Source organism: Cupriavidus sp. F041 (assembly GCF_057814235.1).
In genome coordinates this window covers 4209396-4235731 of sequence record NZ_JBVASY010000002.1, presented here as the reverse complement: position 1 = coordinate 4235731, position 26336 = coordinate 4209396, and the positions used below count along the sequence as shown (strand labels likewise).

Here is a 26336-nt window from a genome sequence, read left to right as displayed (position 1 = left end):
GAATCGCCTCAGGTCAGAACGACAGCTTCACGCTGGCGGCAAAGGTACGTCCGGGCTGCGTATAGAAATCCAGGCCCGGCTCGCTGGCGGCAACGCTGCTCTGGCGCACATCGCCCCACAGCCAGTATTTCTTGTCGAACACGTTGTTCACCGAAAGCACCAGGCTGGCGTAGCGGTTGAAGCGCCACCAGCCCTGGAGATCGACCACACCGTAGCCGCCCGGCTTGAAGTAGGTGAAGGATGTGTCGTCGGTGCGCGTCACCGGGCGCGCGCCGCGCCAGCGCAGGCTAGCGCCCTGGCCCTGGCTGTCGCTGCCGCGCTCCCAGGTCAGTGCGGCGCTGGCGCGCAGCGGCGAGACGCTGTTGAGCGGCTGGCCGGTCTGTTCGTTGTTGCCGTGCGCATAGGCCACGGCGCTGTCGACGCGCCACTGCGGCAGGAAGCGGTAGCTGCCGCGCCACTCGGCGCCGTAGATGCGCACGCTGCTCTGGTTGCGATACTGGTACGTGGCTCGCAGGCCGGCGAGACAGGCGGGGTCGGACGGGCAGTTAAGCGCCACCTGTTCGATAAAGTCCTTGTAGCGGTTGTCGAATACCGCGACGCTGGACTGCACGCGCTCGTCGGTGTATCGCGCACCGATCTCGAAGGAGCGGCTCTTCTCCGGATTCAGCTCGCCGTTGGGCGCGGCGCCGTAGCCCTGGATGGTGTTGCGGAAGCTGCCGTTGATTTCCTGGTAGTTCGGCGCGCGGTAGCCGAAAACGTACTGGGCCCACACGTTGATGCGGTCGGTGGCTTGCCACAGCGCGGACAGCTTGGGCGAGACCGCCCAATCGCTCTTGCTGATGGCGGGCTTGGCGGCGACACTGTTGTAGAGCTTGTCGTCGTCCGGCCCGAGCGAGTAGTGGTCGAAGCGCAGGCCGGGCGTGAGCGTGAAGCGGCCGCCGGCGAACTGCAGTTCATCCTGCACGAAGATGCCGGTCTGGCGGGTCTCGCCCTTGGGGAAATCGTGGATCGGGAAGTTGTCGCCGGCCAGCGATTTCGACACCACGCCGGTGGTACGGTTGTAGGCAGTGCCATCGCGCATCTCGCTGGTCTGCGTGCGCAGGAAATCCACGCCGGTAATCAGCCGGTGGCCTGCGAAGCCCGTGTTGAACGACTTGTCGGCCTGCAGGTTGAAGCCGGTCTGCTGCTGGCGGAAGCCGAACAGCAGGTTCACGTCGCACAGGCTGCTGCCCGCCGTGGAGCCCGAGCATCCGGAGCTGGTCCTGCTGCGCACTTGGTTGGTCACGGTGTTGGACTCGCTCTCCTGATAGAACACGGTGGCGCCGAGGCGGTCGACCAGGTGGCTGGCCGGCTTCCACTCGTAGTCCAGGCTGACGCGGTTGCGCGACAGGTCCTCGGTGCCGCTGGCGGCGGTCACGCGCGGCAGCGCGGTGGACAGGCGCAGGATATCCGTGAAGGTGTCGCTGTCGCGATGCTCGTAGGTCAGCCTGAAGCGGTGGCCGGCGGCGGGATCGAGCACGATCTTGCCGAGCCAGGCGTTGGTCTCGCTGTTCTGCGGGTTGGGCTGGGTGCGGCCGGTCGAGGTGGAATCGTTGCCGCCCATGTTTTCCACCTCGTGCCCCTTGCGGTGCGCATACATGAACAAGCCCTTGATGGTCTCGTTGCCGCCCGCCACGCCGGCGGTCTGGCCGAAACCGCGGTCGATGCCGTTGCACGACAGGCCCGCCTCGCCACCTACCGCGCGGCCACGCATCAGGTCCTCGGGGTCCTTGGTGACGTACGAGACCACGCCGCCGATGGCGTCCGAGCCGTACAGGCTGGAGGCCGGCCCGCGCAGCACCTCGACCCGCTTGAGGAAGGAAAACTCGGGCGCGTCCCGGGTGGCGCTGGACAGGTTGGAGGGGCCTCCGCCGTTGTAGTAGTCCGGCAGGCGCACGCCGTCGACCATCAGCAGCACGCGGTTAGCCTCGATGCCGCGGATATTGATGCTGCCGGCCCCAAAGCGGCGCCGGTCGCGCGGCACGTCGATATCGGGTTCGTCGGCAAACAAGCCAGTCTCGTCGACCGGCTGGGCGCGCTCGATGCGGCCGGCCTCGATGACGGTGATGGTGGAAGCGACGGCATCGGCGCGTTCCTCGGTGCGAGTGGCGGTGACCACCACCTCGCCCAGCGGGCGGGCCGGATCGACGGCCGGATCGACGGCCGGTTCGGCGGCCAGCACCGGACCGCCGAGGGTGGCGCAGATGGCGATGGGCGTGACTCGTACGGAGGCGCGCAAGCGTGCCAGACAGCGGCGTTTCATGGATTTTCCCCAAAAGAAAACGAAACGCTGGCTGGCGGACACCGGGTTAGAACGGCTGGCTCGCGTAGTGTTGATGCAGGCGCAAAGCGGGTCTGATCAAAGTTGAGAATGCGAATTATTCTCAATTTTGATCAAGAAGTAAAGCCCCCTCCCTGGGAGGGGGCGCATGGCGCCGACGAACGGTAGTAGCTCGCTGGAAGCCACTGTCCGCCAACGCTTCTCAGCCACCCCAGCCGCCCGCCACCTTCGCTACAGCCGGGTGCAATTGCCGGAGCGACACAAAGCTCGTCGTCATTTTGCCGTTACGGCGCGAGGCGGGTTCATCGGCGCGAGCCAGAAAAATCGCCAGTAACTTTGGGAAATTTCTGCTGGCTGGTGACTATTTGCTTTTCTACAAATAAGGACACTACCCAGCGATCTTGTCGTCTAGATGCCCGCAATAGCGGATGGGCGCCTCCGTTGACTCTAGCGTTTGTTGCGCGCGACGGTGCTCAACACGAGCATTGATCCGACGGAGCGGGAATCCGTCACAGTGAAAGGAGTTTGTTAGTGGTCCGCACGCTTGTGATTCTGCTGTTGTCCTTTTTTTGGGTCTTGCCGTGTCACGCGGACACGGCAACAAATCTTGGCGCCCAAAAAAAGGAACGCTCTTCGACGGACATCAACTGGAGCAAGAGCGCTATTCAGGACATCACGCGCGCGCACGAAATCATCCGGGAGGCACATCCTGGCGTTCTGGACCCGGCGGATCACGGATTTCAACAGTGGTTTAAGCAAGGGTACGACGAAGCGACGGCGCTCGCCCTCCGTGCGGATTCAGAGGGCAAGGCGTTGGCAGCGCTACGCTTCTACATCGCGGGCTATAGGGATGGACATCTGGTCGTATGGAAGGAAGGCCAAGTCAGTGAGTCCCCTCGCTGGGCGGGATGGATCGTGCAGCGCCGCAATGGGAAGTACCGCGTTCCGGCGCGGGCCTCGGACTGGCCCGTCGACGTGCCCCAAATTGGCGATGAACTGCTTTCCTGCGACGGCCAGCGCATTGACGATTTGCTGGTGGAAAAAGTCGCTCCGTTCGTGGATAGACGCGTGGATCTGGAGGGCTCGCTGTCTCGTCTTGCGCTGCATCTGACCAGTGAGCCGCACTACGAAACGCTGTGGGAACCTTTGCGGTTGAAACACTGCGAGGTTCGATCCTCCTCAGGGAAAGTTCGCCAGTTCTTGCTGAAGTGGCAGCCCTTCACTGAGGCGTTTCAAGCGATGACCAGGCCAGCGATGCCACGCCAAGGTATCAAGCAACTACGGCAGGGCATCCTCTGGATTCATGCTACGGATTTCACCTTGTTTAGCAGCAAAGACATCGCATCGTTCGAAAGATTGTTGAACAAGGTCCGGGGCCTGGGAGAAGCCGATGCCGTGGTGCTTGACATACGAGGCAATAACGGCGGAAAGACCTTGGTGGGCTACCGAATCCTATCGGCGCTATTCAAGGAAGCGGTAGCGCGGAAACCCTCATCTGAACAAGTAGAGTCTAAAGCGTACTGGCGCGTTTCTGCGACCGCCCGCGAGGCGCTTGAGGCATACAAGACGGCGCTCAGTCAGACGGAAGGCTCGGCAAGCCTGACTTACAGACTCCTGGACACCCTCCTGTCCCGCATGAATGAAGCCGCATCACTCGGCCAGACGTTTATCGAGCAAATGGATGTGCCGCTCGATGAACTGGTTGAGCCTGGCAGTCGCTTTGCTGGCAAGCTTGTGCTGGTCACGGGCCAGAACTGTGCGAGCGCTTGACTGGACTTTGTGGACATGGTGTTAAGCATTCCTGGAGCGGCGGTTCACGTTGGGAGCGTGACCAGCGCGGATACACGGTATGCGGACATAGCGCAAGTGTCACTTCCAAGCGCGGCGAAGATGTGGGTTCCACTCAAGGTTTGGAAGAACCGTAAACGCGCAGACAATGAGCCTTATGTGCCGAAGTTCACCTTCGACGGCGGTCTCAACGATACGGCGGCTGTTCAGGCATGGGTGGTGGACAGCATATTGCCAACCGTCAAGAATGTGTCAATCGAGTGAATCTATTTCTGCAAACGGCTGCGGCAGAGTGCGGGTTGGCTTGCCTGGGTTACATCGCCGATCATCACAGGCATGAGTTCTTGTAACTTGCCAGTAACGCGCACCACCATTGCACATCGGCCAGAAACGATTGCCATGGCCGAGCGAGTTATTGATCTCACGCGGCTGGAATCGATCGCCGTCGCCATTGAATAGTGGCCCTTAACACAGACGAAGGTCACTGTCCTGGTGAAGCAAAGCTTCGCGTCGGACGCCGAGCTTTACTCTCTCTCGGGTTCGTGGTCGAGCTTGCATACCGCACCGCCGCTGAACGCCGGATGCGCGGGAAATCCCTTGGCCCCGCCACGGCGAGGCCAAGGAGGAAGGAGGGCTCAGCGCAGCGGCACCACTTCGCTGGTCGCCGTGGCCGGCAACCGATTGCCCTCGGCATCAATCTGCAGCGGGCCAGTGCCCGAGAAGCGATCCAGCGCAAGATAGATCACCGGCGTGATGAACAGCGTGATCACCTGCGAGAACAGCAGGCCGCCCACCACCGCCAAACCCAGCGGCTGGCGCAGTTCGGCGCCGGCGCCCAGGCCGAGAGCCAGCGGCAGGGCGCCCATGATTGCCGCCAGGGTGGTCATCATGATCGGGCGGAAGCGCAGCAGGCAGGCCTGCCGGATCGCGCGCGCCGGGGCCATGCCCTGTTCGCGCTGCGCCGCCAGCGCGAAGTCGATCATCATGATGGCATTCTTCTTGACGATGCCGATCAGCATCAGCACGCCGATGGTGGCGATCAGCGACAACTCCACGTTGAAGATGAACAGCGTCAGCAGCGCGCCCACCGCCGCCGACGGCAGACCGGCCAGGATGGTCAGCGGATGGATGTAGCTTTCATACAGCACGCCCAGCAGCGTGTAGATCACCGCGATGGCCGCCACCAGCAGCAGCACCTGGGTCGCCTGCGAGGACTGGAACACCGCCGCGTCGCCGCCCCAGCTCGTGAAGATCGCGGTGGGCATGGCGATCTCCTGCCTGTAGGCATCGATCCTGGACGAGGCATTGCCCAGCGCCGCGCCCGGCGCAAGGTTGAACGACACTGTCACCGAGGGCAGCTGGCCCTGGTGGTTCACGGCGATCGGCCCGACCCGGCGCTCGGTGGTGGCGAAGGCCGAGATCGGCACCATCTGCCCGGTCTTGCTGCGCACGTAGATCTTGGAGAAGGCGGTCTCGTCGGCCCGGTCGATATCGGCCGCCTGCAGGATCACGTAGTAGTTGTCGATCGGCGTGTAGATGGTGGAGACCTGCCGCTCGCCAAAGGCGGAATACAGCGCCTGGCGCACGTCCTGGATCTGCACGCCCAGCGCGTTGGCCTTGTCGCGGTCGATGGAGAGCTGCGCTTCCAGGCCCGACTGCTGCGAATCGCTGGTGACGTCGCGGAACAGCGGGTCGGCGCGCATCTTGCCCATCAGCTTGTCGGAGTACTCCTGCAGCTGGCCGGCCTTCACGCTTTGCAGCGTGTACTGGTAGCGGCTCTTGCTCTGGCGCCCGCCCAGGCGCAGGTTCTGCACCGGCGAGAAGTAGACCGCCAGCCCGGCGATCCCGGAGACATCCTTGCGCAGCGACTCCACCACCTTGGCCATCTTGGGCCGCTCGCCGAGCGGCTTGAGCTCGACGAACATGCGACCGGTGTTGATGGCGGGGGAGGGCCCGCCGCCGATCGACACCACGATGCTGCGCACCGCCGGGTTCTTGCGCATGCGCTCCGCGGCATCGCGCAGGCGGTCGGCCATGGCGTCGAAGGAGATGTCCTGCGGGCCTTCGGCGTTGACCTGGATCTGGCCGATGTCTTCTTCCGGGAAAAAGCCCTTCGGAATGGTCGCGAACAACACGGCCGTCAGCACGAAGGTCAGGCCGGCCACCGCCAGCACCGACTTGCGGTGCGCCAGGCACCAGTCGAGCCCGCGCGCGTAGCGGTGCAGCGTGAATTCGAACAGGTTTTCGAACCACTGGGTGGAGCGCAGGCCGATGGTCTGCTTCTGCTTGATGGCCGGCGCATGGGCCGCACCGGCGTGGTCGCCGTAGGCGTGCTGCGACTCGTCGATCGGCACGTTCTCGGCCGACAGGAAGCGCGCGCACAGCATCGGGATCAGCGTCAGCGACACCAGCGCCGAGACCAGGATCGACAGCGACACCACGGCGGCGAATTCATGGAACAACAAGCCGATCACGCCCGGCATGAAGAAGATGGGGATGAACACCGCCACCAGCGAGATCGAGATCGACAGGATGGTGAAGCCCATCTCGCGCGAGCCTACCAGCGCGGCCTTGAGCGGCGGCACGCCTTCCTCGATGTGCCGCACGATGTTTTCCAGCATCACGATGGCATCGTCCACCACCAGACCCACGGCGAGCGTGATGGCCAGCAGCGAGACGTTGTCCAGGCTGTAGCCGAAGGCCTTCATCAGCGCCACCGTGCCGATCAGCGAGATCGGCAGCGACACGGTGGGAATCAGCGTGGCGGCGGCGCGCCGCAGGAACAGGAAGATCACCATCACCACCAGCCCCACGGTCAGGGCCAGCGTGAACTGCACATCGTGGATGGACTCGCGGATCGATTGCGAGCGGTCGTTGACCACGCTCACGTTGACCGAGTCCGGCATCTGCTGGATCAGGCGCGGCAGCGCGTTCTTGATGGCGTCCACCACCGCCACCGTGTTGGCGTCGCGCTGGCGCAGCACGGCCAGCACGATCGAGCGTTCGTTGTTGAGCCAGCTGCCGGTCTTGATGGTTTCGACGCTGTCTTCCACGTCCGCCACGTCGGACAGCCGCACCAGCGCGCCGCTGGGCTGGCTGGCCACGATGATGTTGCGGAAGGCATCGGCGCTGGCGAGCTGGCGGTTGGCCTGGATGGTCATCGTCTGGCGCGCGCCGTCCAGCGTGCCGACCGGCGTGTTGGCGTTGGCGCGGTTGAGCGCGGTGGCAAGTTCGTCCAGCGTGAGGCCGCGCGCGGCGAGCGCGTCCGGGTGGGCGCGCACGCGCACCGCGAAGCGCTTCTGGCCGAACACCTGCACCTGCGCCACGCCCGGCAGGGTAGCCAGGCTGGGCGAGATCAGGTTGTCGCCGAAGGCATTCAGCTCGGCCAGGCTCATGGCCGGCGAGTTGATCGCCAGCAACAGCACCGGTGCGTCGGCCGGGTTGACCTTGCGGTACGACGGCGGCACCGTCATCTCGATCGGCAGCGCGCGCTGCGCGCGGAACAGCGCCGCCTGCACGTCCACGGCCGCGGCATCGATGTCGCGGTCGTTGTTGAACTCGATGGTGATGCTGGAGTTGCCGAGCGTGTTGGACGAACTGATCACCGACACGCCGGGGATGGTGGCGAACTGCTTTTCCAGCTGGGTCGCCACCGAGGCCGCCATGGTCTCGGGGCTGGCCCCTGGCAGCGTGGCGGTGACCTGGATCACCGGCGAATTGAATGACGGCAGCGCCGCGATCGGGATGGTGGGATAGAGCGCGATACCGGTGACGATCACTGCCAGGCATAGCAGGATCGTCATCACCGGACGGCGGATACAAAGCTCGGACAGGGTCATGGTGTCAGCGCCCTGGGCTCAATGCTTGGCGTCGGCGGCCGCCGCGCTGGCGGCACCTGCCTTGGCGGCGGGCGTGGCTTCCCGCACCTGGCTGCCGGCACGCAGGTTCTGCGCGCCTTCGACCACGACGCGCGTGCCCGGCGGCACGCCCTCGATCACGGCGGCGCTGGCGGTCGAGACCTGCACCTTGACCGGCATCGGCTTGACGCGGCTGTCTGGCTGCACGGCGTAGACGAAGCGCCCCTCGGGTCCGGTCACCACCGCTTGCGGCGGCACAGAGAGCGCATCCTTCAGCGTCTGCACCACCGCCTCCACGTTGGCGTAGGTGCCCGGCCACAAGCGCTGCAATTCATTGTCGAACTGCGCCTTGATGCGGATGCTGCCGTATTGCGGGTCCACCGTGTTGTCGACGAAGCTGATCTTGCCAGTCACCGGGATCTTGCTGCCGTCGTTGGGCAGGGCGGTGACGGCGACGGGACCGGCGTGCAGCGCCTCGCGCAGCGCGGCGAGCTGGCGCTCGGGCAAAGTAAAGGTGACGGCGATAGGCTGTACCTGGGCGATGGTGACCATCGGCAGAGCGCTGTTGGGCATCACCAGCGAGCCGGGGAACATATTGATCACGCCGGTGCGCCCGCCGATGGTGGCGCGGATGGCGCCGTAGCTGACCGCCACGCGACTGGCCTCGATGGCGGCCTGGTCGGCGCGGATGGTGGCCTCGAAGCCGTCGACCTTGGCTTGTGCGGTATCCACCGCGCTCTTGGAGATGAAGTTGCGCTCCAGCAATTCCTTGCTGCGCGCCAGCGTGCGGCGCGCATCAGACAGGTCGGCCTGGTCACGCATCAGCTGGGCCTGCGCCTTGGCGAGGTTGGCCTCGTCCATGCGGGTATCCAGCGTGAAGAGCAGGTCGCCAGGCTTGACGGTCTGGCCTTCCTTGATATGGACAGTGCGCACCGTGCTCGACACCTGCGGGCGGATTTCCACCGTGGCGAGCGCGCTCACCGTGCCGTTGGCCGTGACCCGCAGCGGCACGTCGCCCTGCTGCACCAGGGCGGTGCTGACCACCACCACGGGGGGCGCCTTGGCCGCCGGCTTGGGCGCCATCCAGGCGCGCCAGCCGAACCATCCACCCACGGCCAGCGCGATCAGGACCGCACCGGTCATCCATGGTGAAACACGTCCTTTCCCGGTACCCATGGCCGGACTCCACTTGCCGTCGACAAAGCCCTTGGCCTGGTCGATCCCGTTCGTTTTCATGTGTGGACTCTCTTACAGTGCGCGCACGAATGCGCCCGCTCCCCGGCGGCCCGGCTTCTCGGGTCCGGTGCCGCGCCGCGACAAAACTGCTAGTAGTACAGGATCAGGGGCTTCGACCGCTAGTGCCCCTGCCATCCATGCCATTACAAACTATTACAGCGGACGGATGCCTGCTTGTATCGAAAGCCAAACATTATCAGAAAAGCGGGTTCTGGCGGCCATTGCGTTGCCGGGCATTGATGCTGGCAATCGACACTTCGCGCGGTCCCGGCTCGATGCATACCGCGTCGCCCGCCTGGAGCTGGCCCGGCGTCACCACGCTGAGGTAGATGCCCGAATAGCCGCTTTGCACCATGTGCTGGACAGCATGCCGGTAGCCCATCACGGCATTGAACTTGTAGCAGGGCCGGCGCGGCGACTCCACTTCGAGCAGCACATCACCGATCCGCAGGCGGTCCCCCACCCACAAATCGGACTCCAGCACGCCTTCCAGGGTCAGGTTCTCGCCCATGGCACCGTAGGCGAGCGGCCTGGCAGCGTCGGGGAGGCGGGCTTCCCGGCGGCGCTCGTTCCACCAGGCGTAGTGTTCGGCGGGGTAGACATAGACCGCTTTTTCCAGCCCGCCGTGCACGCTCAGGTCGGCCTGTTCGTCACCCGCCAGCCCGAGCGGGCGCACCGCGACCGCGAGCGGATGGAGCAGGGTGCTGAACGGGTGCTTGCAGATGCCCGACATCACGACCGCCTCGGTGCCCGCCGCCGCCACGAAGAGCGGCAATGCCCTGCCGACATTGATGGCGAGCAGGCGCATGCCGTTGGATGTGCTCATGACGTCTCCCCTGATCGTTTTTCTCCCATCTTAACGCGGCGGGTCTGGGGAGAGCGGCGCCAGGCGGATGCCCCGTGTGCGGCGCCGCACGGCTAGGCGGCAGGGGAGGCGCCGGGTTGCGTCAGGCCTGCTGCTGCACCGCTTTTCGGCTGCGCCACAGGCAGCCCAAGGCACTCGCCCGTTGCGAAACCACCACCGCCAGCAGCATCAGCGCCGCCGCGCCCCAGTGCAGGGCATCGGCGCCGGCGGTGGCGTAGATCGCCGCGCCGCCCATGGCTCCCAGGGCCTGCCCGAGATAGATGGAGGAGGAGTTGAGCGAGATCGATACCGAAGCGCGCTCCGGCGCCAAAGCCACCAGCCGCGCCTGTTGCGCGCTGTTGGTGGCAAAGCCTCCCACGCCCCACAGCATGAAGATCAGCACCAGCGCCACCGGCCCCAGCGTCGCCAGCGGCCACAGCAGCATGGCCGCCAGCGAAGTCAGCATGGCAAACAGGACGATGCGGGCGGGCGTTACCCGGTCCATGCGCGAAGCCGCCAGCACATTGCCGCTGACACCGCAGGCACCGTAGGCCAGGAACATCAGGCTGAGCGCGCCGCCGCTGATGCCATGCACGTCGCGCAGCAGCGGCGCGATATAGGTAAACAGCGTGAACATGCCGGCCGACTGGATCATGGTGGTGGCCACCACCAGCACCATCGGCGTGTGGCGCAGCACCGCACCCCAGGCTGCCCGCCCCACCGGTTCGACATAGAGCCGGGGCGGCAGCGCACGCCATACGCCCACCGCCGCGCCCAGCGCCAGCAGGCCCACCAGCCCCATGCTGAAGCGCCATCCCAGCGTGCTGGCGATCCAGGTACCCAGCGGCACGCCGACCACGCTGGCCACGCTCCACCCCAGGAATACAAAGCTGATGGCACGCCCGCGCGTCTGCGCGTTGACCAATAGCGGCAGGGTGGCGGCGGTTTGCGGCGTGTAGATGGCGGCCCCGATCGCGGTCAGGAAACGGATCGCCATCAGGCTGGCGAAGCTTGGCGCAAAGGCCGCCGCCACATGCATCACGGCATACACCAGCAGCGAGCCCGCCAGCAGCAAGCGGCGGTCGATGCGCGAGCCGAGCGTGGCGAACAGCGGTGCGCCCACGCAGGTAGCCAGAGCGAACACGGAGATCAGCTGCCCGGCGGTGCCGGCGCCTAGCTGGAAGTCGCCGGCGATGTGATTCAGCATGCCGGTGACGATCATCGCGCCCGTACCGATGACAAAATTGCCAAGGCACAGCATCAAGAGCCTGGGATCCATGGCGACCGGGGCAGGTAGGAGACGGTGGGAGGACGAAAAGCGCGGCCAGAGGCCGCGCGGAATCTCCCGAGTGTAGCGGTTTTGTTTCGTTCGCGTTGAGCGTGGCGCACTCAGGCCCGGCAGGGCGAACGACCGGGTGCCGGGTATCCGACTTGATTAATCCCGCGCCAGTCGGTAGCGTATCGGCTTTCCCGAGCGCCTGGCCGTCGGCCGCTCCGGCACTTTCTGCTGTAATTCCCCACCCTGTATGCCCGAACTCAATCCGTCTCGCGTGGCGGTCATCATCCCCTGCTACAACGAAGCGGCGACCATTGCCGGCGTTGTGCAATCGTTCCGCCAATACCTACCGGATGCCGGGTTGTACGTCTTTGACAACAATTCCAGCGACGACACGATCGCCCAGGCGCGTGCCGCTGGTGCAGTGGTACGCTCGGTACCCCTGCAAGGCAAGGGCAACGTCGTACGCCGGATGTTTGCCGATGTCGATGCCGACGTCTATGTCATGGTGGACGGCGATGGCACCTACGACGCCAGCGTCGCCCCGGAACTGGTCCACCGCCTGTGCGCCGAGGGCCTGGACATGGTGGTAGGCGCGCGCGTCAGCGAAGAGCAGGCGGCCTATCGCTTCGGCCACCGCTTTGGCAACGTGCTGCTGACCAGCTTTGCCGCTACCCTGTTTGGCCGCACCTTCACGGACATGCTGTCGGGCTACCGCATCTTCTCGCGCCGCTATGCGAAGTCGTTCCCGGCGCATTCGTCCGGCTTCGAGATCGAAACTGAACTGGCGGTGCACGCGCTGGAGCAGCGCATGCCCGTGGCGGAACAGGAAACCATCTACTATTCGCGCCCGACCGGTTCGGAGAGCAAGCTCAATACATACCGGGACGGCTGGCGCATCCTGATGACCATCCTGCGTCTGTTCAAGTCGGAGAAGCCGCTGGCTTTCTTCTCCACCGGCTTCATGGGTTGCTCGCTGCTGTCGGTGATCCTGGCGGTGCCGCTGTTCGAAACCTACCTACGCACGGGCCTGGTGCCACGCCTGCCAACGGCGCTGGTGTGCGTGGCCCTGGTCCTGCTGGGCATCATCCTGCTCACTTGCGGCATCGTGCTCGACACGGTCACGCGTGGCCGCCTGGAGATGAAACGGCTCGCCTACTTGAGCCTACCCGCGCCGCTCGCCCCCCCGGGGGCCACCGCGCAGGCATCGGTCACGCCGCCCGCCGAGCCAGTTGCCGCACCGTGATCCGCAAGCAACTGCTCACATTCGCCCTGGCGGGGGCAACCGGGTTCGTCGTCGATAGCGGCGTGCTATATGGCGCCCTGGCGCTGGGCGCCGGCCACTACCTGGGGCGCCTGCTATCCTTCCTGGTCGCGGTCTTCGTCACCTGGCGCATCAATCGCCGCCTTACGTTCCCAACGCGGCCAGGAGAATCGGCCTGGCACGAGTGGTGGCGCTATCTGGTGGCGATGTCCGCTGGCGGCGTCATCAACCTGGCCGCCTACAGTGTCGTGATCGCGCGCCTGCCCGCCGCCGCCTGGGCGCCGTTGCTGGCGGTTGCCTTCGGCACGGGTTGCGGCCTGGTCTTCAACTTCTTGTCCGCCAAATACTGGGTATTCCGCAAGAAGTCCTGAATCCCTGCCGCCGTTCGCGCGGCAGCCCACCCCGTCAACCATGCCCGTCTTCCCCCGCCTCGCCGCGCTCGTGTCCCGGACCTTCATGCGGCTGCAGCGGCCTCGCGCCCCGTTGCTGGCGTGCATCCTGGTGCCGCTCGCCTTCGGCCTGTTCTCTCTCGCGCTGGGCCAGGACCGCAACTGGGACTTGCTCAACTATCACCTGTACAACCCGTACGCATTGCTGAAGGGCCGCATCGGCACCGACCTGGCGCCAGCGCAAATGCAGAGCTACTTCAACCCGCTGCTGGATATCCCGTACTGGCTGATGACGCAGTACTGGCCCGCGCCCCTGGCAGGGTTTGCGATGGGGGTGCTACACGGGCTAGCCTTCGTGCTGGTGTTTGGCATTGCCCGGCGGGTACTGGTGCCGGCCGGGGCAGGCCAGGAACAGACGCGGCGCGGCAGCGCAGTGGCCTTGTTGCTTGCGCTGGTGGGCTGCCTGGGACCGGGCTACCTGTCGGAACTAGGCAACACCATGGGCGACAATGCCACGGCACTGCTCGTATTGGCCGGCCTGTCCGTGTTGCTGCACGGCTGGGAGCGGCTGGGGCGCGCCCATGCCGCTTGGGCCCTGGCCGCGGCAGCCGGTGTGCTGGTGGGCGCCGCCACCGGGCTGAAGCTGACCAACGCCATCTACGCGGTGGCGCTTTGCGCTGCCATGCTGAGCCTGCCGCTGCGCTGGCCGCGCCGGCTCGGGCTGGCCTGGGTATTCGGGCTGGGCGTGCTGGCGGGGATCGCCCTGACCTCGGGATACTGGTTCGCCCTGATGTGGTCGAACTTCGCCAACCCGCTCTTTCCGCAGTTCAATGCGTTTTTCCACAACGCGCTGGCGGCGCCGATCTCGGTGGCGGACACGCGGTGGCTGCCGCGCAGCGCGATGGAAGCCGTGATGTTTCCCTTCGTCATCGTCGCCGATGCCAAGCGCGTGGGCGAGGTGCCGACGCGGCCGTTCGTGTGGCCGCTGTTGTATGCGCTGGTCTGCTGCTGGACTGTGCGCGCCGGCTGGCGGGCATGGCGCGGCAAGCCGTCAGGCGCGGCCAGCGCTGACCTGCCGCCGCTCGCGCCGCAAGCGCGCCTGGTGCTGGTGTTCGTGGCAGCGGCATTCCTGACCTGGCTGGCTTTGTTCAGCATCTACCGCTATTGCGTCGCCATGGAACTGCTGGCGCCCCTCGCCGTCTGGCTGGTAGTGCAACGCCTGCTGCCAGCCCGTGCGGCCGGGCGCACGGGTGCCATTGCACTCGCCATAGTGGCGCTTGCCGCACTGGCTGGCATGAAAACCTGGGGCCACGAATCCTGGGCACGGCAGGCCTTCAGAATCACGCTCCCGAATGTGCCGCTGGACACAAATGCCACCGTCTTCCTGACTGGCGGGGCCGTGCCCCAAGGATGGCTGGCAACGCAATTTCCGGCTGCAGTGACATTTGCCGCGCTCAACTCCAACTTTCCGGAAGGCCCGGCCTATATCGGGCGCGTGCAAGCCATGCTGGCCCAGCGGGCGGGCCAGGCCTACGCGCTGCTGCCCGCAAATGTGAACTGGCGTGCGCAGCGCGTGACACGGATGAACGATTCGCTGGCGGGAATCGGGGTGTCGGCCAATGGCAGCACCTGCAAGATGCTGGGTTCGGCACTTGGCCGGCTACGCGTCCATGCACAACTGGCCGCGCCACAGCCGGGCGGCGAGGGCGCCACCTGCACCCTGGCCCCGCTGCCGCAAGACCTGAGCGACCTTGCCGCCGAAGATCGGGCGGAAGTGGCGCTGCAGAGCCCCGGCCTGCTGCGCTATGGTCTGGTGCTCCAGGCCGAAGGCTGCCGCACCTATGATGCCTTCATCGGCGCGGACGCGCGGCCTTACCAGTTGTGCCCCGTAAAGGTGGGCCATCCGGCAGGCGGTTCAGCCGCACCTGGCGCCTAGCGCGACAACGCCGGCGTCAGCGCCTTGGGGTTGGCGATGCTGTCGTGCTTGCCGGACAGCACATCAAGGATGTTCTGGAACGCGATGCGGAAGTACATCTCGTAGCTTTCGCGCTCGACATAGCCCAGGTGCGGCGTGCAGATGCAGTTTTCCATGCGCAGCAGGGCATGGCCCTGCAGGATGGGTTCGGACTCGAACACATCGACCGCCGCCATGCCGGGGCGGCCGCGGTTGAGACCGGTCAGCAGGGCGTTTTCCTCCACCAGTTCGGCGCGGCTGGTGTTGACGAACAACGCGGTCGGCTTCATGCGGGAGAAGTCAGCCAGCTTGACCAGTCCGCGCGTCTCGTCATTAAGGCGCAGATGCAGCGACAACACATCGCTTTCGGTAAACAATTGCTCTTGCGACTCCGCCACGGCCAGGCCATCCTCGCGGGCGCTTTTCTGCGAGTTCTCGCGGCCCCAGACCAGTACGTTCATGCCGAAGGCGCGGCCATAGCCCGCCAGCAGCTTGCCAATCTTGCCGTAGCCCCAGATCCCGAGCGTCTGCCCGCGCAGCACCTGCCCCAGGCCGAAGTTGGGCGGCATGGTGGTGGACTTGAGCCCGGACTGCTGCCAGGCGCCATGCTTGAGGCTGGCCACGTACTGCGGAATGCGGCGCTGGGCTGCCATGATCAGCGACCAGGTGAGTTCGGCCGGGGCCACCGGCGAGCCCGCGCCTTCGAGCACGGCCACGCCGCGCTCGGTACAGGCTTCGACATCCACATGGCTGCCAACGCGGCCGGTCTGGCTGATGATCTTGAGTTTGGGGAGTTTTTCCAGCAGTTGGCGGGTGATGCGCGAACGTTCGCGAATCAGCACCACGGCCTCCACGTCCGAGAGGCGCGCGGCCAGCTGGCCGACGCCCTTGACGGTGTTGTTGAACACCTTGACGTCATGGCCGTCGAGCAGGCTGAAGCATGACAGCTTGCGCACGGAATCCTGATAATCGTCGAGTACGGCAATCTTCATCGGAAACTCTGGTTTGGCAATCGCAAGGTGCGCCCACCCACAGAACAGGGCACCCATCAACGTTATAGTTTTACAACCTGTCGCGCGACACCGCGGTGGATGCGGGGCGCAGCGAGAACAATTCGGCGCAACACGGGAAGTGCGCCGCCAGACAGGGAAACGGGACAAAACGACAAGGCCGGAATCGCGCACGAACATTGCTGCGGAGCAAAAAACAGCGGCGTGCGGCAGTGGTATCCTTGCCGGTTCCGATTCGGCCCCGGATTGTCGGTCGAGCCTCGCTCCCGCCACCCTGACCGCGTCGGACAAAGCTTGCCGGCCCCTGTCATGGGCGAAGCGCCACTGTAGCGCAGCCGCAGGGCCAGCCGCGACCTTTTGCGCAGTTCCGGTCGCTGTGGAGTTGTAACGGGATGTGACGATCCACCGGCCCGGCGCGGAACCAGCGGCGGGCCGCCGCGGTCTGCTCTGGCAAGGAAGCCCGCCGCCAGCCGTTTCCGGCGGCGGCAGTGCGGGCCAGGCTTTGCAAGAATTCTTTCTACGCTTTGGAGTTGCAGTATGAACCACCCCACAATGCAGGGCACGCCCGCACTCAACGTTCCAGCCTGGGTCAAGCACCAGAAGCTGATCGCCTGGGTTGCCGAGTTCGCGGCCCTCGCCAAACCCGACAATATCTACTGGTGCGACGGCTCACAGGAAGAGTACGACCGCCTGTGCGAGCAGATGGTCGCCGCCGGCACCATGAAGCGCCTCAACCCGGCCAAGCGCAAGAACTCGTTCCTGGCGCTGTCCGATCCGTCCGACGTGGCACGTGTGGAAGACCGCACCTTCATCTGCTCGCAGAAGAAGGAAGATGCCGGCGCCACCAACAACTGGACCGCCCCGGCGGAAATGCGCCAGACGCTGGCCGGCCTGTTCGATGGCTGCATGCGCGGCCGGACCCTGTATGTGGTGCCGTTCTCGATGGGCCCGCTGGGCTCGCCGATCGCCCACATCGGCGTGGAACTGTCGGATTCGCCGTATGTTGCCGTCAATATGCGCATCATGACGCGCATGGGCCGCGCCGTGTTCGACGTGCTGGGCACCGACGGCGAGTTCGTGCCGTGCGTGCATACCGTGGGCAAGCCGCTGGCTGCCGGCGAGAAAGACGTGGCATGGCCGTGCAACGCCACCAAGTACATCGTGCATTTCCCGGAAACGCGCGAGATCTGGTCCTACGGTTCGGGTTACGGCGGCAACGCGCTGCTGGGCAAGAAATGCTTCGCACTGCGCATCGCATCGACCATGGGCCGCGACGAAGGCTGGCTGGCCGAGCATATGCTGATCCTCGGCGTGACCTCGCCCGAGGGCAAGAAATACCATGTGGCCGCGGCGTTCCCGTCGGCCTGCGGCAAGACCAACTTCGCCATGCTGATCCCGCCCAAGGGCTTCGAGGGCTGGAAGGTCACCACCATCGGCGACGATATCGCCTGGATCAAGCCGGGCCAGGACGGCCGCCTGTACGCCATCAACCCGGAAGCCGGCTATTTCGGCGTGGCGCCGGGCACCAGCGAGAAGACCAACTTCAACGCGATGGCCACCCTGAAGGAAAACGTCATCTTTACCAATGTCGCGCTGACCGATGACGGCGACGTGTGGTGGGAAGGCATGAGCAAGGAAGCCCCGGCCCACCTGATCGACTGGCAGGGCAAGGACTGGACGCCGGCCATCGCCAAGGAAACCGGCGCCAAGGCCGCGCACCCGAACGCCCGTTTCACCGCGCCGGCCGTGCAGTGCCCGTCGATCGACGAGAACTGGGACAACCCGGCTGGCGTCGCCATCGACGCGTTCATCTTCGGCGGCCGCCGCTCCACCACGGTGCCGCTGGTGACCGAGGCCCGCAACTGGACCGAAGGCGTCTACATGGCCGCCACCATGGGCTCGGAAACCACCGCCGCCGCTGCCGGCCAGCAAGGCGTGGTGCGCCGCGACCCGTTCGCCATGCTACCGTTCTGCGGCTACAACATGAGCGACTACTTCGGCCACTGGCTGGCGCTGGGCAAGAAGCTGGAAGCCAGCGGCGCCAAGCTGCCGGGCATCTACTGCGTCAACTGGTTCCGCAAGGACGCGGACGGCAACTTCGTGTGGCCTGGCTTCGGCGAGAACATGCGCGTGCTGTCGTGGATGATCGACCGTGTCGAAGGCCGTGGCCAGGGCAGCGACCACGTGTTCGGTACCTCGCCGCGCTACGAGGACCTGAACTGGCAAGGCCTGGATTTCACCAAGCAGCAGTTCGACCAGGTCACCTCCATCGATCACGCCGCCTGGCAACAGGAACTGACGCTGCACGAGGAGCTGTTCACGCAGCTCAAGCACAACCTGCCGCAGGCCCTGGTGGATGCCAAGGCCGCGCTGGCCAAGCGCCTGTCTGCGTAAATAGCAGGCAACCTGGCTGGCAACCCCGGTCCGTCCCGGGCACCGGCAAAAGTAAGCCCACCCCGGCAACGGGGTGGGCTTTTTCCATTGTGGCGCCGCCGGCAGCGTCAGCCCGGGCCGCCGCCCTGCGCATCGCCATGCTCCACGGCATATTTCACCAGTTCCGCGCGGCCTTCGATGCCGAGCTTGCGCCGCAGGTTGAGCCGGTGCGTCTCGATGGTGCGCACCGACACACCGAGCGCCGCGGCGATGTCCTTGTTAGCCTGCCCCTGGCCGATGCAGTTGAAGATATCCCGCTCGCGCGGGGTGAGCGCGTCGAGCGGTCCGGCGGCAGGCGTCTGCTCGGCCATGCTGCGGGCGATGCGCGCGCTGTAGAACACGCGTCCTGCCAGCACCGCGGCAATGGCGGCCATCAGCTCGTCGGCCGGTGCATCCTTGAGCACATAGCCGCGCGCGCCGGCACGGATCGCCTGGCGCACGTATTCGAGGTTGTCATGCATCGACACGATCAGCACGGCCAGCTCGGGATAGTCCTCGTGCAGGGCGGCAGCCAGCGCGATGCCGCCCATGCCCCGCATGCCGATATCGGTGATGACCAGGTCCGGCATGCGCTCGGCGCCGGCGTGCGCCAGCCAGGCCAGCGCGGCTTCGCCGTCGTCGGCTTCGCCCACTACCGCGAGTTCGGGCTGCAGGCCCAGGCGCATGCGCATGCCGTCGCGCACCAGCGCATGGTCGTCGATCAGCAGGACACGGGCGGGTGCATGGCTCATGAGTGTGTAGTTCCAGTTAAGTCTTGGGGAGCCTGCCGCGATGGGGCGGGCACGACTGGCACCGCGGCGTGCAGCCGGGTCGTGCCCGGCCCGGAGACGATATCGAACTCGCCGCCCAGCGCGGCAATGCGTTCGCGCAGGTTGCGCAGGCCAATGCCGCGCTTGGGATCGTGCTGCATGCGCGCCACGTCGAAGCCGGCGCCGTCATCCTGCACCGTCAGCCGGGTAGCGTTGGCGTCGAACGCCAGCACCAGGGTGACATGGCGTGCATGTGCATGTCGCTCCACATTGGTGAGCGCCTCCTGGGCGATGCGGAACAGCGCGGTGGCCTGCTCATCGGCCAGTTCGCGCGGCTTGCCGGTACGCGATACCGCGATCTGCAGCCCGCTGCCCTCCTGCATCTCGCGAGCGAGATGCTCGAGCGCGGCGAACAGGCCGAGGTCGTCCAGCAGGGCGGGGCGCAGGTTGCGCGCCACCCTGCGCACTTCATTGAACACGGTGTCCAGCCGGACCAGCGCCGTGCCAAGCACGGGCGCAACCGAGGTGCCCTCTGCCGGCGCCATGCGCAGGCGGTTGGCGGCGGTCTCCAGCAGCAACTTGACCGACACCAGCAGTTGGCTGATGCCGTCATGCAGCTCGCGAGACAGGCGCGCGCGTTCCTCTTCCTGCGACTGCACGACGCGCTGCGCCAGTTGCCGCAGCTTGGCGTCGGCTTCGCGGTGCTCGCTGACGTTGAGGGCGAGCCCGCTGGCGGCGACCAGCAGGATGCTGATGGCGGCGATCACGCCGATCCACGCCATGGTTTCCCGGATATCGGTCTCCGCCCGCGCATCCAGCTGGCGCAGCGTGCGCTCGACGTCGTCGAGGTAAATGCCCGTGCCCAACATCCAGTTCCATTCCGGCACGGCGACCACATAGCCAAGCTTTGGGGCCAGTTGCTGCGAGGAGGGCTTCTTCCACTGGTAACGCACCGACCCGCCGCCCGCCCGGGCCGCCGCGATCAGCTTCTGGATGGTAAGAGCGCCCTGCGGGTCACGCATGCTCCACAAATCCTGCCCCACCAGCTCGGGCTGGCGTGGGTGCATCAGGTTGCGGCCCTGCATGTCGTAGAGGAAAAAATAGCCGTCGGGGCCATAGTCGAGGCGCGCCAGCGCCTGCATGGCGGCATCGCGCGTGGCGGCATCGGTGCGGCTGGAATTCACCATCGGCGCAATCGCGCTTTGCGCCAGTTCCACGTAGTGGCGCAGCTCGACTTCCTTGCTTTGCAGGTAGGCGGCCTCGACCAGCACGCGCTCATGGCGGGCCAGTTCGCTGGCCTGGTAGCGCACGGCCAGGGCGATGCCGAGCATGGCGACGGCGAGCGGCGCGACGGCCAGCAACAGGATTTTTTGACGGAGTTTCATCGGTACCGGGGTAAACACGGATGACGCGCAAGCGGCATGTGATCGTCGATCTGCGTAGTAACACGCAGCGCCGCTGCGTAGTTCCGCGCTTGTGCCGCCAGGGACGGGTGTCAATACTACACGCCGGATGCGCGATCCCTGCCCGGCAGTGGTTTGCATGCGTCCTGCGCAGTGGGTGCGCCCAGCGACAAAGCTGTTTGCATCGCCCGCCTGCGACGACGGAACCGGAACTTGCGAGACATACCGGGCGCCGACGAAAGATCTGGCAGGGAACAGCTTGTGCCGCCCGCCCCCCTTCGCCCGCCGCCGCCAGGGACACCAACCGCGTGTCCCGCTTGCTTGCCTGCCCTGCCGCCGCTGGCTCCCAATAAATGGTCTGAGGAGACCCTCATCATGAATCGCATCGGGCAACACCTGGTGTGGCTGGCCGTCGCCATCCTTGGCGCCTTCGCCTTTGCCACCGTTGCACTGTCTCGCGGCGAAGCCGTCAGTGCCTTGTGGATCGTGGTCGCCGCGGTCTGTATCTATCTGATCGCCTACCGCTACTACAGCAAGTTCATCGCCGAAAAGGTGATGCAGCTGGATCCCAAACGCATGACGCCGGCCTGGCGCCACAACGACGGGCTGGACTACGTGCCGACCAACAAGGCCGTGCTGTTCGGCCACCACTTTGCCGCCATCGCCGGCGCCGGCCCGCTGGTGGGCCCGGTGCTTGCGGCGCAGATGGGCTACATGCCGGGCATGCTGTGGATCCTGGCCGGCGTGGTGTTTGCCGGCGCGGTGCAGGACTTCATGGTGCTGTTCATCTCCACGCGCCGCGACGGCCGCTCGCTGGGCGACCTGATCAAGTCCGAAATGGGCACGATACCCGGCATGATCGCGCTGTTCGGCTGCTTCATGATCATGATCATCATCCTGGCGGTGCTGGCGCTGATCGTAGTGAAGGCGCTGGCGGACTCGCCCTGGGGCACCTTCACGGTGGCGGTGACGATCCCCATCGCCATCTTCATGGGGATCTACACGCGCTACATCCGCCCGGGCCGCATCGGCGAAGTGTCGGTAATCGGTTTCGTGCTGCTGATGCTCGCCATCATCGGCGGCCAGTATGTGCATGAAAGCGCCGTGCTGGCGCCGCTGTTCACCTACGACGGCAAGGCGCTCACGTGGATGCTGATCATCTACGGTTTTATCGCCGCCGTGCTGCCGGTGTGGCTGCTGCTGGCCCCGCGCGACTACCTGTCCACCTTCCTGAAAATCGGCACGATCATCGCGCTGGCCATCGGCATCCTGATCGTGGCGCCGGAGCTGAAGATGCCGGCGTTCACGCAATTCGCCAAGGGCGGCGGGCCGGTGTGGTCGGGCAACCTGTTCCCGTTCCTCTTCATCACCATCGCCTGCGGCGCGGTATCGGGCTTCCACGCGCTGATCTCGTCGGGCACCACGCCCAAGCTGCTGGAAAGCGAAGCGCATATGCGCTTTATCGGCTACGGCGCGATGCTGGCCGAGTCCTTCGTCGCCATCATGGCGCTGGTGGCCGCCTCGGTGATCGAGCCTGGCGTGTACTTCGCCATGAACAGCCCGGCGGCCGTGATCGGCACCTCGCCGGAATCCGTGGCACAGGTGGTATCTGGCTGGGGCTTCGTCATCACCCCGGACGTGCTGATCCAGACCGCCAAGGATGTCGGCGAAAACACCATCATCTCGCGTGCCGGCGGCGCGCCGACGCTGGCGGTGGGCATCGCCCACATCCTTCACCAGGTGGTGGGCGGCCAGGCCATGATGGCGTTCTGGTACCACTTCGCCATCCTGTTCGAGGCGCTATTCATCCTGACCGCGGTGGATGCGGGCACCCGCGCCGGCCGTTTCATGCTGCAGGATCTGCTGGGCAGCTTCGTGCCCTCGTTCCGCCGCACCGACTCGCTGCCGGCCAACCTGATCGCCACGGCGCTGACCGTGTCGTTCTGGGGCTACTTCCTGTACCAGGGCGTGGTTGACCCGCTGGGCGGGATCAACACGTTGTGGCCGCTGTTCGGCATCTCCAACCAGATGCTGGCCGCGGTGGCGCTGGTGCTCGGTACCTGCGTGCTGGTGAAGATGAAGCGCGGGCAATACGCCTGGGTCACCCTGGTGCCCACCATCTGGCTACTGATCTGCACGCTGACCGCCGGCTGGCAAAAGCTGTTCGACGCCGACCCCAAGGTCAGCTTCCTGACCCACGCGGCCAAGTTCAGCGACGCCATCGCCCAGGGCAAGGTACTGGCGCCGGCCAAGTCGATGGAACAGATGCACCGCATCGTCTTCAACGATTTCCTGGACGCCGGCCTGTGCGCGCTGTTCATGTTCGTGGTGCTGTCGATCGTGTTCTACGGCTTCAAGACCGCCATGAAGGCCCGCGCGGTGAACCGCCCGACCGACCGCGAAACGCCGTTCGAACCGATGCCGGCCTCGGCCTCGGCGCAGTCCTGAGTTCGCGCGGCAGCCACTGGCAAGCGCAAACCCGACATTTGGAAACAGGAGACCCATCATGCTTGAGCAACTTGGAACCATGGGGCGCTACCTGGGCCAGTCCCTGCGCCTGATGGTGGGTTTGCCGGACTACCAGACCTATGTGGCCCATATGGAGTCAACCCACCCCGACCGCGAGCCCATGACCTACGAGGAATTCTTCCGCGAGCGTCAGGAAGCGCGTTACGGCGGCGGGCAGGGCAAGTGCTGCTGAACCGCGTGATATCCACGTAACATCGTGGACGGGCCGCCCAAAAAGGCGGCCCGTTTTACGTTTCCCCAGGGGTTACAGGGCCTTACACGTGGTTACAGCAAGTCCGCAGCGACTTCTCTACACTTGCGCCATCGTTGCTAACCCAAGGAAAAAGAACATGTCTCGCCACACCGTTCGCAGTTTCACCCTGGCCATCGCCCTGGCGGCATCCGCGCTGCCGGTGTTCGCGGGCGATATGAACAATGCCCTCGGCGGCGCGCTCGGCGGTGTCGCCGGGGCGGCGGTGGGCGGTGCGCTTGGCGGCTCGACCGGTGCCGTGATCGGCGGCGCGGTAGGCGGCGGCGCTGGCGGCGCGGTCACCTCCAACCGTCGCGAACGCACCGGTGCCATCATCGGTGGCGCGCTGGGCGGCGGCGCGGGTACGGCAGCGGGCAACGCCATGGGCGGGCGCACCGGCGGCCTGGTGGGCGCCGCAGTGGGTGGCGGCGCTGGCGCCGCGCTGGGCGGCAACGTGTCGCGCAGCAACTCCTATGCCGACGAGCGCGGCCGCGGTTATCGCGACGACCGCTATTACCGCAGCGGCTACAAGCACAAGCATGGCCGTGGCCACAACCATCACGATCACGACGACTGATTGGCCTGGCGTGGCGGGGCGGTTGCCCCGCGCGCAGGCGGCCGGCGCGCAATGCCGGCAAAAAACGGGCCATTCACGGCCCGTTTTTTTATGCCCACGAAGCCCGCCACCAGGGATTTCAGGAAAGAGGACAAGGCACGGGATGAGCGCCCAGGCGTATGATGCATCACCTGAAGACTGCGTCCGTAGCTGGACACCACGCGGACGGGATAGCAGGGCAGGGGCAATGCCGGACAATGAGGTGCCCAATCGGGATAGGGGCGGTCAGGTAATCTGACCGGTCCCCTCCCACACCACCTGGCATGCGGGTCCGCACCAGGCGGTTGGAATGGTTGAGGTCGTCAGGCTTGTGTTGCTCCCGACCCGACGCCCAGGCTTGCCTTTGTCCGGTTCGGCGGAACTGATTCCTCGCTGCCGGGGCCTGTCGGGCTTCACCCTATCCACCCTACCGACGAGCTTCGCTCTCGCGAACATCTGAGGCGCTTCACTTCCGATAACCAGAGGGCTCCCCCTCCCATTCCTTCGGCCCTTCGCCGGCAGCTTTAGCTTTCCCAGCCACGCCGCCCAACTACTTTGGCCTCTGCTGACTCCTCGCTCCGACTCGACGTCGTTGCCCTTTCAGGCATGAGGCGAGGCCTCCCCAGGTAAGAACGCACTCCTTCACCGCACAGCCGCTGCATTTACGCCACTTCGCCTTGGTCACAAGAGCTTCGCGGTTTCTTGCCCGCTCGCCCTGCTCGGCAGCGCCTTCTATGCAGTTCTTGTCCATCGGCTCGCGATTTACGCTCCACGCTTCCTCCCCACACTCGGTCGCCCTCATGCGGTTGCGCTTCACTTCATTCGCCGTGACCAGCTTATGGCGGGACTTACACCCGCAGGAGTGCGCCCATGCTGGGCGCACAAAACAAACATGCCCGTACCGGCGTGGTACGGGCATGTCCTCCGGTTAGTACGGAGAGAGAGCTTCCGCTCCCTCCCCGTCGGCCTGTGGAGATCAGCCGAAAGGGGTGAAACCGCCGGCAGAGACGATGCCCGCCGGCTGGCCAGCAGCCTTACAGGGTGGCTGCGCCGTCGCTGAACACGTCGAACTTGCCGGCCTTGGCGCCGTCGGTGTACGGGTCGAACTTGCCGGCGCGGGCGCCGTCGGTGAACGCGTCGAACTTGCCGGTGCGGGCACCGTCGGTGAAGCTGTCAAACTTGCCAGCCCTGCCGCCGTTGCTGTAAACCGAGGTCTGGGTGGCGCGGGCGCCATCGGTATAGGGGTCGAACTTGCCGGTCTTGGCGAAAGCGGGCGCGGCGGTCAGGGCAGTGGCGAGCGTGGCGGCAGCGGCGATCAGGGCGTAACGTTGGTTTTTCATGATTGAATCCTTTCCACAGGCAGGACGCCTTGTCTTCTCAGCAGCCTTCGCTGCAATGCGGCATCCGATGGCTCCATATTAGGTATTTCCCTGATATGAATAAAGATTGCCCCCAACAATGATTAGTTGTAGTTTTAACAATAAATAACCCACTTCTCGTAAAAGTTCGCGGGCAAGACTGGAGACTATGTCATGGACCGGCTGCAATCGATGCGCGTCTTTTCCAAAGTGGTCGAGCTGGGCAGCTTTGCTCGTGCAGCGCAACAACTGGAAATGTCCAATGCGGTGGTGACGCGTTATGTGGCCGACCTGGAGAGCCACCTGGGCACGCGGCTGCTCAATCGCACTACCCGCAGCCTGTCGCTGACCGACGCCGGCGAAACCTACCTGCAGCGTTGCCAGCAGATCCTGGAAGACGTGGAGGAGGCCGAATCGGTAGTGACGGCGCGCAGCCAGTCGCTCTCGGGCACACTGCGGCTGGTCGCGCCGGTGATGTTCGGCCTGCACCTGCTGCCGGCCACGCTGGCGCGTTTTCAGGCCCTGTACCCCGAAGTGGTGTTCGATGTGCTGTTATCGGACCGTATCGTCGATATCGTGGAAGAGGGCCGCGACGTAGGCGTGGTGTTGTCCGACCTGGGGCTGGGCTCGCACCTGGTGGCGCGCCCGCTGATCTCGGCAGAGATCATCCTGTGCGCCTCGCCAGGCTACCTGCGCCAGCACCCGCCGCTGCGCCACGCGCACGAACTGGCCAACCACCGCTGTATCGCGATGCGGATTCCCACCGCGGAGCATGAATGGACGCTGTCGGGGCCGGAGGGCGAGGTGACGGTGCCGATCCGGCCGGGCCTGCTGTGCAGCAATGCCGAGCTGGCGCACCAGGCGGCGCTGGCCGATATGGGGGTGGCGATGCTGTCTGCCTATCTGGCGCGGCCGAACATCGAATCGGGGCGGTTGACGCACATCCTCCAGCAATACCGACTGCCGCGGCGCGATGTCAGCGTGGTCTATCCCAGCCGCAAGTTCCTGCCGACCAAGGTCCGCGCCTTTATCGACTTCCTGCTGGAAGAAGGCAAGATCCGCGGCAACGTTCAGTAAGGGATCGAGACTGGCGCAAGGACAG

19 protein-coding genes are annotated in these 26336 nt (G+C 65.5%); 10 read left to right on the top strand and 9 right to left on the bottom strand.

Going from position 1 to position 26336, the window contains the following annotated elements:
• Positions 1-13: 13 nt before the first annotated feature.
• Positions 14-2302: a TonB-dependent hemoglobin/transferrin/lactoferrin family receptor gene (locus tag ACZY0R_RS36820; RefSeq protein ID WP_488865449.1), complete on the bottom strand. Its 2289-nt coding sequence runs from the start codon at positions 2300-2302 to the stop codon at positions 14-16.
• Between the two features lie 549 nt (positions 2303-2851).
• Between ACZY0R_RS36820 and ACZY0R_RS36815 the strand changes: the two genes are divergently transcribed.
• Both ACZY0R_RS36815 and ACZY0R_RS36810 read left to right on the top strand, forming a co-directional pair.
• The gene (locus ACZY0R_RS36815) at positions 2852-4090 is read left to right on the top strand and encodes a S41 family peptidase (RefSeq protein WP_488865447.1); all 1239 of its coding nucleotides are present in this window, start codon (positions 2852-2854) and stop codon (positions 4088-4090) included.
• Positions 4091-4105: 15 nt separating this feature from the next.
• A complete protein-coding gene (locus tag ACZY0R_RS36810; RefSeq protein ID WP_488865445.1) occupies positions 4106-4372 on the top strand; it encodes a hypothetical protein in 267 nt (88 codons plus the stop codon).
• Positions 4373-4743: 371 nt separating this feature from the next.
• Here ACZY0R_RS36810 and ACZY0R_RS36805 read toward each other — a convergent pair whose 3' ends face one another.
• From ACZY0R_RS36805 to ACZY0R_RS36790, 4 genes are all read right to left on the bottom strand, one after another.
• Positions 4744-7947, bottom strand: coding sequence for an efflux RND transporter permease subunit (locus tag ACZY0R_RS36805; RefSeq protein WP_488865443.1), 3204 nt, complete (start codon positions 7945-7947; stop codon positions 4744-4746).
• An 18-nt stretch (positions 7948-7965) separates the two neighbouring features.
• A complete protein-coding gene (locus tag ACZY0R_RS36800; RefSeq protein WP_488865441.1) occupies positions 7966-9201 on the bottom strand; it encodes an efflux RND transporter periplasmic adaptor subunit in 1236 nt (411 codons plus the stop codon).
• Positions 9202-9397: 196 nt separating this feature from the next.
• Positions 9398-10027: an MOSC domain-containing protein gene (locus tag ACZY0R_RS36795; RefSeq protein WP_488865439.1), complete on the bottom strand. Its 630-nt coding sequence runs from the start codon at positions 10025-10027 to the stop codon at positions 9398-9400.
• 121 nt (positions 10028-10148) lie between these two features.
• Positions 10149-11324 carry an MFS transporter gene (locus tag ACZY0R_RS36790; RefSeq protein WP_488865437.1) on the bottom strand — a complete coding sequence of 392 codons (1176 nt, stop codon included), beginning with the start codon at positions 11322-11324 and terminating at the stop codon, positions 10149-10151.
• Positions 11325-11571: 247 nt separating this feature from the next.
• Here ACZY0R_RS36790 and ACZY0R_RS36785 point away from each other — a divergent pair, with 247 nt between their 5' ends.
• From ACZY0R_RS36785 to ACZY0R_RS36775, 3 genes are read left to right on the top strand one after another with little or no spacing between them, the layout of a single operon-like run.
• Positions 11572-12567: a glycosyltransferase gene (locus ACZY0R_RS36785; RefSeq protein ID WP_488865435.1), complete on the top strand. Its 996-nt coding sequence runs from the start codon at positions 11572-11574 to the stop codon at positions 12565-12567.
• Entirely contained in the window at positions 12564-12956 is a 393-nt protein-coding gene (locus ACZY0R_RS36780) for a GtrA family protein (protein WP_441634309.1), read from the top strand. The genes ACZY0R_RS36785 and ACZY0R_RS36780 overlap by 4 nt, the downstream gene beginning before the upstream one ends.
• A gap of 40 nt (positions 12957-12996) precedes the next feature.
• Positions 12997-14910: a hypothetical protein gene (locus ACZY0R_RS36775; RefSeq protein WP_488865432.1), complete on the top strand. Its 1914-nt coding sequence runs from the start codon at positions 12997-12999 to the stop codon at positions 14908-14910.
• On the opposite strand, the gene ACZY0R_RS36770 is transcribed toward ACZY0R_RS36775, so the two are convergent.
• Positions 14907-15920: a D-2-hydroxyacid dehydrogenase family protein gene (locus tag ACZY0R_RS36770; protein ID WP_488865430.1), complete on the bottom strand. Its 1014-nt coding sequence runs from the start codon at positions 15918-15920 to the stop codon at positions 14907-14909. The genes ACZY0R_RS36775 and ACZY0R_RS36770 overlap by 4 nt on opposite strands.
• A gap of 555 nt (positions 15921-16475) precedes the next feature.
• Between ACZY0R_RS36770 and ACZY0R_RS36765 the strand changes: the two genes are divergently transcribed.
• Positions 16476-18332, top strand: coding sequence for a phosphoenolpyruvate carboxykinase (GTP) (locus ACZY0R_RS36765; RefSeq protein WP_488865428.1), 1857 nt, complete (start codon positions 16476-16478; stop codon positions 18330-18332).
• Positions 18333-18439: 107 nt separating this feature from the next.
• Here ACZY0R_RS36765 and ACZY0R_RS36760 read toward each other — a convergent pair whose 3' ends face one another.
• Positions 18440-19102, bottom strand: coding sequence for a response regulator (locus ACZY0R_RS36760; RefSeq protein WP_488865426.1), 663 nt, complete (start codon positions 19100-19102; stop codon positions 18440-18442).
• Positions 19099-20505, bottom strand: coding sequence for a cache domain-containing protein (locus ACZY0R_RS36755; RefSeq protein ID WP_488865424.1), 1407 nt, complete (start codon positions 20503-20505; stop codon positions 19099-19101). The genes ACZY0R_RS36760 and ACZY0R_RS36755 overlap by 4 nt, the downstream gene beginning before the upstream one ends.
• Positions 20506-20898: 393 nt before the next feature.
• Between ACZY0R_RS36755 and ACZY0R_RS36750 the strand changes: the two genes are divergently transcribed.
• The 3 genes from ACZY0R_RS36750 to ACZY0R_RS36740 all read left to right on the top strand — a co-directional run bounded on the left by ACZY0R_RS36750 (position 20899) and on the right by ACZY0R_RS36740 (position 23858).
• Complete coding sequence (locus ACZY0R_RS36750) at positions 20899-22971, top strand: carbon starvation CstA family protein (protein WP_488865422.1); 2073 nt, start codon at positions 20899-20901, stop codon at positions 22969-22971.
• Between the two features lie 58 nt (positions 22972-23029).
• A complete protein-coding gene (locus tag ACZY0R_RS36745; protein WP_008642754.1) occupies positions 23030-23224 on the top strand; it encodes a YbdD/YjiX family protein in 195 nt (64 codons plus the stop codon).
• A gap of 157 nt (positions 23225-23381) precedes the next feature.
• On the top strand, positions 23382-23858 hold the full coding sequence (locus tag ACZY0R_RS36740; RefSeq protein WP_488865420.1) for a hypothetical protein: 477 nt from the start codon (positions 23382-23384) through the stop codon (positions 23856-23858).
• Between the two features lie 1052 nt (positions 23859-24910).
• Here the strand turns inward: ACZY0R_RS36740 and ACZY0R_RS36735 are convergent.
• Entirely contained in the window at positions 24911-25216 is a 306-nt protein-coding gene (locus ACZY0R_RS36735; protein WP_488865418.1) for a hypothetical protein, read from the bottom strand.
• Positions 25217-25408: 192 nt separating this feature from the next.
• Between ACZY0R_RS36735 and ACZY0R_RS36730 the strand changes: the two genes are divergently transcribed.
• Complete coding sequence (locus ACZY0R_RS36730; RefSeq protein WP_488865416.1) at positions 25409-26311, top strand: LysR family transcriptional regulator; 903 nt, start codon at positions 25409-25411, stop codon at positions 26309-26311.
• Positions 26312-26336 lie beyond the last annotated feature (25 nt).

What these genes read in the sequence shown, in the direction of transcription:
- ACZY0R_RS36820 (WP_488865449.1), bottom strand. Translation starts at nt 2,302, where the DNA reads ATGAAACGCCGCTGTCTGGCACGCTTGCGCGCCTCCGTACGAGTCACG.
- ACZY0R_RS36810 (WP_488865445.1), top strand. Translation starts at nt 4,106, where the DNA reads ATGGTGTTAAGCATTCCTGGAGCGGCGGTTCACGTTGGGAGCGTGACC.
- ACZY0R_RS36805 (WP_488865443.1), bottom strand. Translation starts at nt 7,947, where the DNA reads ATGACCCTGTCCGAGCTTTGTATCCGCCGTCCGGTGATGACGATCCTG.
- ACZY0R_RS36800 (WP_488865441.1), bottom strand. Translation starts at nt 9,201, where the DNA reads ATGAAAACGAACGGGATCGACCAGGCCAAGGGCTTTGTCGACGGCAAG.
- ACZY0R_RS36795 (WP_488865439.1), bottom strand. Translation starts at nt 10,027, where the DNA reads ATGAGCACATCCAACGGCATGCGCCTGCTCGCCATCAATGTCGGCAGG.
- ACZY0R_RS36790 (WP_488865437.1), bottom strand. Translation starts at nt 11,324, where the DNA reads ATGGATCCCAGGCTCTTGATGCTGTGCCTTGGCAATTTTGTCATCGGT.
- ACZY0R_RS36785 (WP_488865435.1), top strand. Translation starts at nt 11,572, where the DNA reads ATGCCCGAACTCAATCCGTCTCGCGTGGCGGTCATCATCCCCTGCTAC.
- ACZY0R_RS36775 (WP_488865432.1), top strand. Translation starts at nt 12,997, where the DNA reads ATGCCCGTCTTCCCCCGCCTCGCCGCGCTCGTGTCCCGGACCTTCATG.
- ACZY0R_RS36770 (WP_488865430.1), bottom strand. Translation starts at nt 15,920, where the DNA reads ATGAAGATTGCCGTACTCGACGATTATCAGGATTCCGTGCGCAAGCTG.
- ACZY0R_RS36765 (WP_488865428.1), top strand. Translation starts at nt 16,476, where the DNA reads ATGAACCACCCCACAATGCAGGGCACGCCCGCACTCAACGTTCCAGCC.
- ACZY0R_RS36760 (WP_488865426.1), bottom strand. Translation starts at nt 19,102, where the DNA reads ATGAGCCATGCACCCGCCCGTGTCCTGCTGATCGACGACCATGCGCTG.
- ACZY0R_RS36755 (WP_488865424.1), bottom strand. Translation starts at nt 20,505, where the DNA reads ATGAAACTCCGTCAAAAAATCCTGTTGCTGGCCGTCGCGCCGCTCGCC.
- ACZY0R_RS36750 (WP_488865422.1), top strand. Translation starts at nt 20,899, where the DNA reads ATGAATCGCATCGGGCAACACCTGGTGTGGCTGGCCGTCGCCATCCTT.
- ACZY0R_RS36745 (WP_008642754.1), top strand. Translation starts at nt 23,030, where the DNA reads ATGCTTGAGCAACTTGGAACCATGGGGCGCTACCTGGGCCAGTCCCTG.
- ACZY0R_RS36740 (WP_488865420.1), top strand. Translation starts at nt 23,382, where the DNA reads ATGTCTCGCCACACCGTTCGCAGTTTCACCCTGGCCATCGCCCTGGCG.
- ACZY0R_RS36735 (WP_488865418.1), bottom strand. Translation starts at nt 25,216, where the DNA reads ATGAAAAACCAACGTTACGCCCTGATCGCCGCTGCCGCCACGCTCGCC.
- ACZY0R_RS36730 (WP_488865416.1), top strand. Translation starts at nt 25,409, where the DNA reads ATGGACCGGCTGCAATCGATGCGCGTCTTTTCCAAAGTGGTCGAGCTG.